The following is a 13853-nucleotide window of genomic DNA, read 5'->3' on the forward strand; positions in this document are numbered from 1 at the left end:
TTTAAATCTTAACTTTGTTTATTAAAAATGAAATATAGTTGAACAATATTAAAAAAGATTTTACGATAAAAGATCTTGAGAATCTCTCAGGAATAAAAGCACATACCATTCGTATTTGGGAGAAAAGGTATAACCTATTATCACCCCAAAGAACAGACACCAACATTAGGCATTATTCTTCAGGAAGCTTACAGAAATTATTAAATGTTGCTTTACTTAATAAGAACAATTATAAGATCTCTAAAATAGCTGAGATGTCTGATGAAACCATAAAGGTGAAGTCTAGGGAGCTTGCTATTAAGACAGCTACCAGCGATGAAGCTATAAACGCTTTTAAGTTATCTATGTTTGAGTTTGATAAAGTCTTGTTTAACAGTACTTATAATAAATTACTTCATAAGAAAACCTTCCGTGAAATCTTCAAAGATGTGTTTGTGCCTTTTCTGGATCATATTGGTTTATTATGGCAAACTGAAACGCTAATCCCTGCACACGAGCATTTTATATCTAATTTGATCTCTCAAAAAATTCAGATTAATATAGATGTTTTAGAATCTACGGTATTAAATTCTAAGGCGATTTACGTGTTGTTTTTACCCGATAATGAAATCCATGAACTGGGATTGATGTTCTTAAATTACGAATTAACTTTAAGAGGGCATCGTACCATTTATCTCGGACAAAGTTTACCATTAAATAATTTAGATTACTTTTTTGAATGTGAAGACGCCATTAGTTTCGTGACTTCTTTAACTGTTCAGCCTTATGACGATAAGGTTGTAGATTATTTTAGAGCATTAGAATCGGCATTAAAAGATACTAAGCATAACTTAATAGCCTTTGGAAAAAAAACTAGCCTTGTAAATGATCTACAATTTGAAGGCAATATCACTATATATCCATCACTTCTTGAGCTGTTAAAAGCACTATAATATATTTTGTAAAATAATTTTGTTTAACATTATTTTGTTTTGTTTAAACAAAATATATATCTTTGACTATGTTTTGATGATCAGAACATATTTTTTTATCTAATCTAAAATTGTTTAATCTTTTTTAGTTTTTATTAAACAAAAGTCTAGGTTACCCAAAATGGACTATAAAAAATAGAGTAGGTCTTAATTAAAAAATAAAAACCATGTTAATTAAAAACCAGATTCCCGCAATTGCAATGTGCTTATTATTAAGCTTTAGCTTTTTAACATCATGTAGTAGTGATGACGATGGCAATGAAGAACCTATGCCTAAAACCATAGTGGATATCGCTGTAGCAACACCAGATTTAAGTATTTTAGTTGCAGCCTTAGAGCGTGCAGATTTAGTTGATGCATTAAATGGCGACGGACCTTTTACCGTGTTTGCGCCTAATAATACCGCCTTTATTGAATTATTAGATTCTAATCCAGATTGGGATGGCCTAGAAGATATTCCTGTAGCTACCTTAAAATCTGTGTTACTATTTCATGTATTGAATGCTAAAGTTATGGCTTCCGATTTATCGAACACTTATGTGAATACCATGGCTATGGGACCGAATGACGAAGCTTTATCATTACAAGTAGAAACATCTGGAGCAGTTGAGTTTAATGGAGATGCTAAACCTTTAACAACTGATATTATGGCGTCTAACGGCGTGATACATACCATTGATAAAGTGATGCTTCCACCTAATATTGTATCTTTAGCATTAAACAATGCTGTATTTTCAACATTAGTGGCTGCATTAACCGACAGTAGACATACTACAGATTTTGTGTCTGTACTGTCTGGAAACGGGCCATTTACAGTTTTTGCACCAACAAATGATGCTTTTCAGGCCTTATTAGATTCAAACCCTGCATGGAGTGGATTAGGAGATATTCCTATAGCAACTTTAGACGCTGTTTTAAAATATCATGTAGTGAATGGGGCTAATGTTCAATCAGATCAATTGTCTAACGGAGATATCACAATGCTAAGTGGAGGTATGATTACTATTGATTTATCTAGTGGTGCTCAAATCATGACATCAAGTAGTCAAACAGTTGATATTATTGTTGGTGAGGCTACTAGCGATGTGCAAGGAACAAATGGTGTTATTCATGCGGTAAATATGGTGCTTTTACCATAATAATTAAGAGAGCGTTTATTTAAGTAGAACATTTAATTAAAGAAAAAAATATTGAAAAAAAGCATCTACATCATTGGTTCGGGTTTTTCAGCCTTATCAGCCTCATGTTATCTTGCACAAGCTGGGTATCAAGTGATTGTTTTGGAAAAAAATAAAACAATAGGAGGTCGAGCGAGGCAATTGTTAAAAAACGGATTTACTTTCGATATTGGCCCAACTTGGTATTGGATGCCAGATGTTTTTGAGAAATTCTTTGCAGATTTTGGTAAAAAGCCTTCAGATTTTTATGAGTTAGAAAAATTAACACCTGCCTATCAAGTCTATTTTGATAAAGCCGATTCTATTACGATTCCAGGAAATCTAGAAGCTATTTATAAGGTTTTTGAAGAAGAAGAAAAAGGCAGTTCAAAACATCTGAAGGCTTTTCTTAAATCTGCCGCTTATAATTACGATGTGTCTATAAATGATTTGGTTTATAAACCGGGTGCTTCGCCTTTAGAATTGGTGACTCCAGTAACGATAGGTAAAATTACTCAGTTTTTTTCAACCATAAGAAAGCAAGTTAGAAAACATATTAAGAGTAAAAAACTCATTCAAATCTTGGAATTCCCTGTGTTATTTCTAGGAGCTAAGCCAAGTAACACCCCTGCTTTTTACAATTTTATGAATTATGCAGATTTCGGATTAGGAACTTGGCATCCTAAAGGCGGTATGTATAAAGTTATTGAGGCCATGGTTGACTTAGCAACATCGCTAGGTGTTGAATTTAGAACAGAAGCCAATGTTCAGGAAATTAAAGTAAATACTGAAGGCCAGGTAAATGGACTTGTGGTAAATGATGAGTTAATCGAAACGAAAATGGTTTTAAGTGGTGCCGATTACCATCATACAGAAACCTTGTTACCCGAATCATTTAGGCAATACACAGAAAAATACTGGGATAATAAAGTCTTTGCGCCATCCTCGCTATTGTTTTATGTGGGCTTTGATAAAAAACTGGATCAGGTAAGTCATCATACACTTTTTTTCGATACCGATTTTGATGCGCATGCTAAAACAATTTATGATAATCCAAGCTGGCCAGAAAAGCCATTATTTTATGCTAGTTTTCCCTCTATTACAGATGCTAGTTTTGCTCCAGAAAATCAGGAAGCTGCAACTTTTCTAATTCCGTTGGCTCCTGGTATAAAGGACACGCCTAAAATACGTGAGCATTATTTTAAACTCATTATAGATAGGTTAGAGAAACTTACCAATCAAAAGGTTGAAGCGCATATTCTGTTTAAAGAAAGTTTCTGTGTAAACGATTTTATAAAAGACTATAATTCATATAAAGGTAATGCCTACGGATTGGCAAATATTCTAACACAAACAGCTTTTTTAAGACCAAAAATTAAAAGTAAAAAAGTGACAGGCTTATTTTTTACAGGTCAACTAACGGTTCCTGGACCCGGGGTTCCTCCATCATTAATTTCGGGTAAAATAGCCTCAGATTCAATTTTAAAAACTTACAAGAATGAAACAATTATTTGATGATGTTTCTTACTCGTGCAGTAAGTTAGTCACCCAGAAATACAGTACATCGTTTACTTTAGCCACTAGAATGTTGGCGCCTAAAATACGTGCAGACATCTATAATATTTATGGTTTCGTTCGCTTTGCAGATGAAATAGTAGACTCCTTTCACGATTACAACAAAGAGCAATTATTTTTAGAGTTTGAGAACGAATATTATGAGTCAAAATCTAGAGGCATCAGTCTTAACCCGATTATAAATTCATTTATTCATACGGTTAATAAATATGATATTCCAGATGATTTGGTAAGGGCTTTTTTAAAGAGCATGAAAGCAGATTTGTATAAAACCAGATATGTTTCTGATGATGAGTACAAGGCTTATATTTACGGTTCTGCAGACGTTGTAGGACTTATGTGTTTAAAGGTTTTTGTGAATGGTGACCAAGAAAAATACGATGCGCTTAAATTTGCTGCCATGCGCTTGGGGTCTGCCTTTCAAAAAGTGAATTTTTTACGTGATTTAAAAGATGACTATGAAGTTTTAAATCGCTCATATTTTCCGAACATAAATTTTTCATCCTTAGACGATAGCTCTAAAGAGTCAATTATTAAAGAAATTGAGGAAGATTTTGATTTTGCTTTCCAAAACGGGGTTTTAAAACTTCCTGTTGAAGCTAAATTTGGAGTTTATATGGCTTATCGTTATTATTTGAGATTACTAAAAAAATTAAAAAACGTATCTTTTTCTGAGATTATGGAAACTCGAATTAGGGTTTCTAATACGATGAAAATAAATTTGTTAGCAAGAAGTTACGTGAAGTATAAATTAAATATCATTTAATGACTTTGTTTCTTTTCCATATATTTATGATGCTTGTACCAAATATGAATGAGCCAGATTTTATTGAAGAATATCATTCGGCTTTAACTAAAGTAAAAGAGCAGCAATTTATTGCTAAGTATGAAAGTAGCAGCAATATTGATATTCAAGCATATGTGATTTCATTTAAAATGAAGCAAGCAAAATATGAGTTGATGCCTTGGAATAAAATGAAAGTTTTTAGTACGTATAAAAATCAATTAGAAAAGCTCATTTCTGAACATTCGGAAAATGTACATTTAAGATATGTTCGATTAGTAATTCAAGAAAATGTACCGGTAATTTTAAATTATAGTTCCGACATTGAAAATGATAAAGCCTATTTAATTAAAATGATGAAACTTCAAGATAATACCGATTATCTTGATCCTTACATCACAAAAAACACGTCAATATGAACGGATTTGTTTTTTTAGGAATTACATTATTAACCTTCGTTGTTATGGAAGGTGTGACTTGGTGTACGCATAAATATGTCATGCATGGTTTTGGTTGGTTTTTGCATGAAGATCATCATCAACCAGGTTATCCGCATGCTTTCGAGAAAAATGATGCCTTTTTTGTTGTTTTTGCGATTCCAAGTATACTATTGTTTTACTTCGGAATTAGACCAGAATTAAACGTCCTTTTCTTTATCGGATTAGGGATTTTCTGTTACGGAGTCGCTTATTTTTTAATTCATGATGTCTTGATTCATAAGCGGTTTAATTGGTTTAAAAACACAAAAAATCAATACCTAAAAGGTTTAAGAAAAGCACATAGAATACACCATAAACATTTGGATAAACCCGATGGTGAATGTTTTGGTATGTTGTTCGTGCCTTTTAAATATTTTAAGAAATCACAGTGAATATATACTTGTATTTAATTCTAAATTTAGGAAGCTTAAGCATCCCTCTGCTTTATAGTATTTTTGAGAAAAAATTTCATTTCATTCAGTATTTTAAAGCAGCATGTTTTAGTATACTGATTGTAGCTGTTCCTTTTTTAATTTGGGATGCCTTATTTACAAAAATGGGGATTTGGGGTTTTAATCCAGATTACCACTTGTCTTATTTGATTTTTAACATGCCCTTTGAAGAATGCTTGTTTTTCTTTTGTATTCCTTATGCTTGTTTGTTTACTTATGAAGTGATTCGGTATTATTTTCCCACCTTTAAATTATCAAAAGCGGCAACGATACTAGTTGGTTTGCAGTTATTAATTCTAACTGGGACTTTGCTGATTTTCAATTTCGGAAAATGGTACACTACCGTTAACTTCATGTTTTTTATCATTTTAACTTTATACGGACTAAAATATCACCTAGAAACCTTAAGGTCCTATTTGCCAGTGTTTGCAATAATTTTAGTGCCATTTTTTTTAGTGAACGGGGTGCTTACAGGTAGTTTTATTGAATCACCTGTTGTTTGGTATGATGATTCTGAAAATCTAGGATTTCGTTTGTTTACGATTCCTTTTGAAGATGTTTTTTACGCTTTTAATATGTTGTTTTCTGTGCAATTAATTTTTAATTTTTTTATAAGAAAATACTATGATAAATAACAAATACATACGATTTATAATCTTTATAGCTGCTAATTTTTTAGCCTTAGGTGTTGGCGTTATTTTGATGGATAATGGTCCGCAATCCGAGTGGTACACTTCGCTTAATCAAGCACCATGGACGCCTCCTAATTGGGCTTTTGGTGCTGCATGGTTTACGATTATGTTTCTCTTTTCGTTTTATATGACAAGGTTGAGCTTTCAATTTCAGCTATTAAATAAATATCTAGTATCAATATATAGTTTGCAATGGGTATTAAATGTGAGTTGGAATTATATATTCTTCAATAAACAGGAGGTTTTCATTGGATTGATGGTTATTACTTTGCTCTGGTTACTAATTGGATATTTTACCTTCAAATTCATTAAAAAACTAAATTGGTATACACTATTAATTCTACCTTATTTAATTTGGATGAGCATCGCTACCAGTTTGAATGCCTATATATTGTTTAATAATTAAATCATTCACATGAAAATTCTCGTTACAGGAACTACTGGGTATATAGCAAAGCGGTTAATACCGATTTTGCTAGAAAATAACCATACGTTAGTTTGTTGTGTGCGAGATTTAAATAGAACACCTTCAGAATTTAATAAACATCCTTCAGTTGAATTTTTAAAAATTGATTTCTTAAAGCCTTCAGAAGTCAAATTTCCTGAAGACTTAGATGCCGCATATTATCTCATTCATTCTATGGCAACAAGCGGTTCTGATTTTGAAGATCTAGAAAAAACCTGCGCTGAAAACTTTAAAAGTCTTATTGAACGCACCTCATGTAAGCAGGTACTTTATTTAAGTGGGATCGTAAATGGCGATGTTTTATCTAAGCATTTAAAATCAAGGCTTCAGGTTGAAGAAACACTGCGTTCGAAGCATTATAACCTAACAACCTTTAGAGCAGGAATCATTGTAGGAAGTGGGAGTGCCTCTTTTGAAATTATTAGAGACCTGGTTGAAAAACTACCAGTAATGGTTACACCTAAATGGTTAAATACAAAAACACAACCCATTGCCATTCGTGATGTTTTAAGTTTTTTAGAAAAGGCATTAGGCCATGAAAAAACGTATGGTAAATCATTTGATATTTGTGGTCCTGAAATTCTAACCTACAAGGAGATGTTACTTCAATTTGCTGAAGTTAGAGGTTTTAAACGTTACATCATGACCTTACCGGTGCTAACTCCAAAACTGTCTTCCTATTGGCTGTATTTTGTGACATCAACGTCATTTAAGCTAGCACAAGCCTTAGTTGATAGTATGAAGGTTGAAGTGATTGCTAAACCCAATAATATCAATGCCATTATAGGTGTAAATCCTATAGATTATAAAACTTCCGTTGCATTGGCGTTTCAAATTATAGAGCAAAATACAGTGGTGTCTAGTTGGAAAGACGCCATTAGTAGTGGCGTTATTCATAATCAGTTGAGTGAGCATGTTCAAATACCGCAATTTGGTTGTTTTAAAGATGTACGTTCTAGAAAGATTAAAAATGAAGAAAAGACTATGCTTAAAATATGGTCCATTGGCGGTAAAAATGGATGGTATAAACTCAACGGCTTATGGAAGCTTAGAGGATTTATAGATCAAATATTTGGAGGTGTTGGTTTGCGAAGAGGTAGGAGGGATGATTCAGACTTAAGAGCTGGGGATGCTTTAGATTTTTGGCGGGTTTTATTGGCAGATAAAGAACAGAAAAGACTATTGCTTTTTGCTGAAATGAAACTACCTGGAGAAGCTTGGTTAGAGTTTGAAATTATTGAAGGAATCTTGCATCAGCGGGCCGTTTTCAGACCAAAAGGGCTTTTAGGAAGAATGTATTGGTACGCCGTACTACCTTTTCATGCTTTTGTGTTTAAAGGAATGATTGATGAATTAGTGGCCACTAGAAAAACAGGATAATGAGTAAAAATAAGGATATCGAAATTTTTAATTTTAACATACATGTAAACCCAAACAAATGGTATCAAATCAGTGATACTGTTATGGGTGGTGTTTCTAATTCTAGCATGTTAGTTGATGAAAATGGTCATGGTGTATTTTCCGGTAATGTATCGCTGGAAAATAATGGTGGGTTTACAATGACACGTTTGCCTGTAAAAATAAACATCACAGCGCATCATAAAAAAATAGAGTTACATCTAATTGGTGATGGTAAAACCTACCAGTTTAGAATAAAATCTACAAGTTCTCAGTTTTATTGGTATATACAGTCTTTTGAAGCTAAAAAAGGCGAACAGAAAGTAGAACTTCTTCTAAAAGATTTTTATCCATCCTATCGCGGTAATACATTGAAATTGGATAATTTTTCGGCAGATTCCATAAAGGAAATAGCTTTTTTTATTGGGAACAAAAAAGATGAATCGTTCAATTTAGTTATCGATAAAATTTTATTGAAATAATTATATCAGTTATAAAACTCAAGTGAAGTTAATATGATGCTATTCAAAAAACATTCAGGAATATACACGCTTTATACAGAACAAACTTTAAATATTTCGTTAGAAGAAGCTTGGGCATTTTTTAGTGATCCGAAAAATTTGGCCAAAATTACGCCTCCAAAAATGGGTTTTGAAATCACTTCAGAAGTAGATAAAACAGCTTATCCCGGACAAATAATAACCTATAATATAGGTGTTTTTCCTGGGGTTCTACAAAGTTGGGTTACTGAAATAACCGAAGTGAAAAGGCATGAATTTTTTATAGATGAACAACGCTTTGGTCCTTACAAAATGTGGCATCATGAACATTTTTTTGAAAAAGTTTCTTACGGGAAAACGCTCATGCGAGATAAGGTGTCTTATAAATTACCTTTTGGTTTTTTAGGGCGCTTAGCGCATCGTGTGTATGTGAAAAATGAATTAAAAACTATTTTCAATTATAGATATAGCATCTTAGAAGCACGATTCAATGGAAAATAAAATAGCTGTTTTTTGGTTTCGCCGTGATTTACGTTTGGAAGATAACGTAGGGCTTCATCATGCTTTAAATTCTGGGTATAAAGTATTACCAATTTTTATTTTTGATGAAGAAATCATAAGTACTTTACCTAAACAAGACGCTCGAATTACATTTATACATGATAGTTTAAAAGACATAGATGATCGGCTTAAAGCTATTGGTCGTTCGCTTCAAGTTCTAAAAGGGAAGCCTTTGGAGGTTTGGGGGGAACTGATTTCAGATTATAATATTGCGGAAGTCTTTTTTAATAAAGACTATGAACCTTATGCCTTAAAAAGAGATGAGGGTGTGAAGTCTTTGCTTAAGTCCCACGACATAGAAATGCATGCTTATAAAGATCAAGTAATTTTTGAAGGGGATGAAGTATTAAAAGCAGACCAAACACCTTATACGGTTTATACACCTTATAAAAATCTGTGGTTAAAACAATTTGATGCTAAAAAGCATACTAAAACATATGATTGTAAAACTTCGGAGTACAATTTTTTAAAACTAGATATAAATTTCCCAGCACTTGAAAGTTTTGGTTTTTCTGAAAGTTCTATTAAAGTAAAAGCATATAATCTTGATGATTTAAATGAATATGATACCGTTAGAGATTATCCAGCCTTAGATAAAACTTCTAATTTATCGCCTTACTTGCGGTTTGGGTTAGTGAGTATTCGAGCTATTGTAACCCATGCTTTAAATACCAATGCCGTTTTTTTAAGCGAACTTATTTGGCGGGAATTTTTTATGCAAATATTATTTCATTTTCCTAAAGTTGTTACCCAAAATTTTAAACAAAAATATGATGCTGTTGTTTGGAGAAATCATGAGGTAGATTTTAAAAAATGGTGTAATGGGCAAACAGGTTACCCATTAGTTGATGCTGGTATGCGCGAATTGAATGAAACCGGATACATGCACAATAGGGTACGTATGATTACAGCAGGATTTCTCTGTAAACATTTATTAATTGATTGGCGGTGGGGTGAAGCCTACTTTGCAGAAAAATTATTAGATTTTGAGTTAGCTTCCAATAATGGGAACTGGCAATGGGCTGCAGGAACTGGATGTGATGCTGCTCCATATTTCAGAATATTTAACCCGACCACTCAAATTCAAAAATTTGATAAAAACCTAGAATACATAAAAAAATGGGTTCCAGAATTTCAAGAGTTAACTTATCCCTTACCAATAATAGATCACAAGGAAGCACGAGAAAGGTGTTTAAAGGTGTATCGTGACGCTCTTAATAGTTAGTTTTATTCCATAAAAAAGCTGTTTAAAAAGTAATACTTTCTAAACAGCTTTTTAAGTTTTATAATTGAATAGATATTAGTCTAATTTCACGGGATTCTCTCGATTAGCAAGTTCCCAAGCTGTATAAAACACTAAACGCGTACGGGTTTCTAAAAACTCATAATTAATTTTATCTGGCGTATCACTTGGTTTGTGGTAATCATCATGTGTTCCGTTAAAATAGAAAATCACAGGAATGTTATGTTTCGCAAAGTTGTAGTGATCTGAACGGTAGTAAAAACGGTTTGGGTCGTTTTCATCATTATAGGTGTAATCTAAATCTAAATTCACGTATTTTTTATTTACAGCTTCAGAAACATCATGTAATTCTTGACTCAGCTTGTCCGATCCAATAAGGTATAAGTAGTTATCACCACCTTCATGTTTATCATCAACACGACCAATCATATCAATGTTTAAATCGGTTACGGTATTTTCTAAAGGAAAAATAGGTTCGACATCGGTATAATATTTAGACCCTTGTAAACCAATTTCTTCAGCAGTTACGTGTAAAAATAATATAGAACGTTTTGGACCTTTGCCGTCTAATTCAGCTGCTTTAAAAGCTTTGGCTATTTCTAAAATGGCAACAGTTCCAGAGCCATCATCATCAGCACCGTTATTAATATCGCCGTTTGAAGAGACTCCAATATGATCTAAGTGTGCCGAAATGACCAAAATTTCATCTGGCTTTTCAGATCCTTTGATATAGGCCAACACATTTTCAGAATCTTTAGTTCCAGAAGGAAGAAAGGAAGCTGGAACTTTTTGAAAATAATTACCTTCAGCAATAGGGGAAGGGATGTTGTTAGCTACGTAAAAATCTTTTAAAAATTCTACGGCTTTCTTTTGTCCAGGTTCTCCAGTTCCGCGTCCTTCAAATTCATCAGAAGCATAAATATAAAGGTTCTTTTTAAGGTTTTTCGCTGTAATTTTTTCAGCATAAGTTTCGGCCGAATTACTTGTGGTTTCTGTTTTGTTCTGAGATTTTCCGTTACACGACGTGAATAAAAGTGAGATGCAAATAAGTGTCAATAAATTTTTCAAAGGGTATCGAATTTAAAATTGTGAAGCTATATTACAAAAATGAATTTATTGAAATTCTATTTCAACTTATTTTAACAGTTCTAATGAATAATATTCTGCACTGTTCTTTAAATTATTATCATTTTGAGAAAAAAAGATAGAGTGACAAATATCAGTATCCATAACTTTTTTATAAATTACATTTGTAACTTGAATAAAAATTATAATTAATGGAGTTTTTAAACGCGACGTATCTAGCCTTATTTTTAATTATCTGTATCGGATTTATTATAGGAAACATTAAAATTAAAGGCATATCGTTAGATGTTTCTGCTATAATTTTCGTGGCGTTGCTTTTTGGTCATTTTGGTGTTGAGCTTCCTGATATTTTACAAAAAATCGGATTAATTTTATTCATATATACAATAGGATTACAAGCAGGGCCTGGGTTTTTCGATTCTTTTAAGGAAAATGGTAAAAACTTAGTTACTATTGCTGCTTTGGTTGTTGTTTCTGCTGCCGTAATTACTTTTCTAGCTATAGAGTTTATGGGTATCGATAAATCTATTGCTATAGGCTTAATGGCCGGTGCTTTAACGAGTACACCTGGTTTAGCAACTGCTATTGATGTCACCCAATCACCATTAGCCTCTATTGGTTATGGTATTGCTTATCCTTTTGGAGTAATAGGTGTTATTTTGTTTGTGAAATTGTATCCTAAAATATTCAGAATAAATCTTGTTAAAGAAGAAGAGGATTATGAAGAAAAAGCCCATGGTCATTTTGAAGTAATTACACGATGTAATTTTTTAGTTGAACATGAAAGCGTTATTGGTAGAACGATTGAAGACCTACAAATTGGTACGATGACCAAAGGTGTTGTTTCGAGAGTGAAACATAAAAATTCGGCTTTCGTGCCTCAAAAAGATACCATTCTACATAAGGGTGATTATATCAGAGTCGTAGGCACGGAAGAAGCTCTAAAACGAGTAGAGTTATTAATTGGCCCTAAATCTGATGTTGAAATTTCGTTTGGGGAAGAATATATTGTGCAATCATATTTAGTTACCAAAACAGAGTTAGTTAATAAGACCCTAGGGGAATTAAACCTTAAGGATAATTTTAATGCTACCATTACAAGAGTAAGAAGGAGTGGTATTGATTTATCGCCTCGACTTTCATTAAAGCTTCAAATTGGTGATAAACTGATGATATCTAGTCAGAAAAGTAGCTCTAAACATATTTCGAAATTAATAGGTGATAATAAAAGTAAATTATCGGATACCGATTTTTTCCCTTTGGCCTTAGGTATAGTAATAGGTATTCTAGTAGGAGGTGTTTCTTTGTCTTTTGGCGATGCATTTACCTTTAATTTAGGATTAACAGGTGGGGTGCTTATTGTGGCCATGATTTTAGGTAGAATAGGAAAAACCGGAAGTATGCTATGGGTTATGAGTGGAAACTCGAACCATTTATTACGTCAATTTGGTTTGATGTTGTTTTTAGCTGTGGTTGGAACAAAAGCAGGAGCTACCTTAGTAGAAACATATTTGCAATATGGTATTAAATTGTTTTTAATAGGTGGTTTAATCACTTTCATACCTATGGTATTGGCAGCCGTTGTCGCTCGTATGTTTTTTAAAATTAACATCTTAACACTTTTAGGAACTTTAACGGGGTCTATGACAAGTACTCCGGGATTAGCTGCTGTAGATACGATGACAAAAACCGATGCGCCTTCTGTTGCTTATGCTACAGTTTACCCTATTGCCATGGTGCTTTTAATTATTTGTGCGCAAATTTTAGGATTGATATTTTAATTAAAACGTCATCCAAATATCTAGGAAATCTATAATGTAAGGCGCTAAAATGGCGGTTAGAATGCCGTTAACAATAAGTCCGATACTGGATAGGGCACCAAAATTCCCGCTGATTTGCATGGATTTAGAAGCGCCAAGTACGTGTGCGGCTGTTCCCATGGAAATTCCTTGAGAAATGGAGCTTTTAATGCGTGTTAACTTCATGATTTCATAACCGAAAATAGAACCTACTATTCCAAATAAAATAACGACCGATGCAGTTAAGGGAGGTATACCTCCTAAAGTTTTAGAAACTTCCATAGCTATGGGTGTTGTTACCGATTTTGGGGCTAATGAAAATATGATTTCTTTCGGAGCTCCTAAAGCCTTTGCAATTAATACTACAGAAACAATCCCTGCAATACAACCAACCAACTGTGAAATAATAATTGGAATCGCCTGCTTTTTTATTTTTCCTAACTGCTGATATAAAGGAACACCCAGGGCAACAATAGCAGGTTTTAATAAAAATTCTATCATGCGACTTCCTTCATGGTAAGCTGTGAAATCTATATCAAAAAGAAGTAGAAATCCAATAATAAGAATGATGGCAACTAAAACAGGATTGAGAAAAATAGTTTTTGTTTTTCTTTGAATACTCTGAGCGACAAAATAGGCTAAGAAAGTTAGGGTGAGTATAAAAATTTCAGAATTCAAAATAGCATCCAT

Annotated in this window: 15 protein-coding genes; 13 read left to right on the forward strand and 2 right to left on the reverse strand. The window is 33.0% G+C overall.

Annotated elements, in window-relative coordinates; all coding sequences use genetic code 11:
- Positions 1 to 38 precede the first annotated feature (38 nt).
- The 12 genes from KO493_RS13660 (at position 39) to KO493_RS13715 (ending at position 10260) form a co-directional block, all read left to right on the forward strand.
- A complete protein-coding gene (locus KO493_RS13660; protein WP_216068538.1) occupies positions 39 to 932 on the forward strand; it encodes a MerR family transcriptional regulator in 894 nt (297 codons plus the stop codon).
- Positions 933 to 1138: 206 nt separating this feature from the next.
- The gene (locus KO493_RS13665) at positions 1139 to 2110 is read left to right on the forward strand and encodes a fasciclin domain-containing protein (protein ID WP_216068539.1); all 972 of its coding nucleotides are present in this window, start codon (positions 1139 to 1141) and stop codon (positions 2108 to 2110) included.
- Positions 2111 to 2161: 51 nt separating this feature from the next.
- Positions 2162 to 3643, forward strand: a complete 1482-nt coding sequence (locus KO493_RS13670; protein ID WP_216068540.1) for a phytoene desaturase family protein — start codon at positions 2162 to 2164, stop codon at positions 3641 to 3643.
- Entirely contained in the window at positions 3627 to 4469 is an 843-nt protein-coding gene (locus KO493_RS13675) for a phytoene/squalene synthase family protein (protein ID WP_216068541.1), read from the forward strand. Before KO493_RS13670 ends, KO493_RS13675 begins: the two co-directional genes overlap by 17 nt.
- Positions 4469 to 4906, forward strand: coding sequence for a hypothetical protein (locus KO493_RS13680; RefSeq protein WP_216068542.1), 438 nt, complete (start codon positions 4469 to 4471; stop codon positions 4904 to 4906). The genes KO493_RS13675 and KO493_RS13680 overlap by 1 nt, the downstream gene beginning before the upstream one ends.
- Positions 4903 to 5358 (forward strand): sterol desaturase family protein, encoded by a 456-nt coding sequence (locus KO493_RS13685; RefSeq protein WP_216068543.1) that lies wholly within the window; start codon positions 4903 to 4905, stop codon positions 5356 to 5358. Before KO493_RS13680 ends, KO493_RS13685 begins: the two co-directional genes overlap by 4 nt.
- Entirely contained in the window at positions 5355 to 6053 is a 699-nt protein-coding gene (locus KO493_RS13690; protein WP_354667439.1) for a lycopene cyclase domain-containing protein, read from the forward strand. Before KO493_RS13685 ends, KO493_RS13690 begins: the two co-directional genes overlap by 4 nt.
- Positions 6043 to 6516 (forward strand): TspO/MBR family protein, encoded by a 474-nt coding sequence (locus KO493_RS13695; protein ID WP_216068544.1) that lies wholly within the window; start codon positions 6043 to 6045, stop codon positions 6514 to 6516. Before KO493_RS13690 ends, KO493_RS13695 begins: the two co-directional genes overlap by 11 nt.
- Positions 6517 to 6525: 9 nt before the next feature.
- Positions 6526 to 7956 (forward strand): SDR family oxidoreductase, encoded by a 1431-nt coding sequence (locus KO493_RS13700; protein ID WP_216068545.1) that lies wholly within the window; start codon positions 6526 to 6528, stop codon positions 7954 to 7956.
- Positions 7956 to 8456, forward strand: coding sequence for a CIA30 family protein (locus tag KO493_RS13705; RefSeq protein WP_216068546.1), 501 nt, complete (start codon positions 7956 to 7958; stop codon positions 8454 to 8456). Before KO493_RS13700 ends, KO493_RS13705 begins: the two co-directional genes overlap by 1 nt.
- Positions 8457 to 8489: 33 nt before the next feature.
- On the forward strand, positions 8490 to 8975 hold the full coding sequence (locus tag KO493_RS13710; RefSeq protein ID WP_216068547.1) for an SRPBCC family protein: 486 nt from the start codon (positions 8490 to 8492) through the stop codon (positions 8973 to 8975).
- Positions 8965 to 10260, forward strand: a complete 1296-nt coding sequence (locus KO493_RS13715; protein ID WP_216068548.1) for a cryptochrome/photolyase family protein — start codon at positions 8965 to 8967, stop codon at positions 10258 to 10260. Before KO493_RS13710 ends, KO493_RS13715 begins: the two co-directional genes overlap by 11 nt.
- A 75-nt stretch (positions 10261 to 10335) precedes the next feature.
- Here the strand turns inward: KO493_RS13715 and KO493_RS13720 are convergent, their stop codons facing one another.
- A complete protein-coding gene (locus KO493_RS13720) occupies positions 10336 to 11346 on the reverse strand; it encodes a M28 family metallopeptidase (protein WP_216068549.1) in 1011 nt (336 codons plus the stop codon).
- Between the two features lie 209 nt (positions 11347 to 11555).
- On the opposite strand from KO493_RS13720, the gene KO493_RS13725 reads away from it, so the two are divergent.
- On the forward strand, positions 11556 to 13145 hold the full coding sequence (locus KO493_RS13725; RefSeq protein WP_216068550.1) for an aspartate:alanine exchanger family transporter: 1590 nt from the start codon (positions 11556 to 11558) through the stop codon (positions 13143 to 13145).
- Here KO493_RS13725 and KO493_RS13730 read toward each other — a convergent pair whose 3' ends face one another.
- Complete coding sequence (locus tag KO493_RS13730) at positions 13146 to 13853, reverse strand: LrgB family protein (RefSeq protein WP_216068551.1); 708 nt, start codon at positions 13851 to 13853, stop codon at positions 13146 to 13148. It abuts the gene before it with no gap.

Source organism: Pseudotamlana agarivorans (assembly GCF_018860245.1).
Taxonomy (GTDB): Bacteria; Bacteroidota; Bacteroidia; order Flavobacteriales; family Flavobacteriaceae; genus Pseudotamlana; species Pseudotamlana agarivorans_A.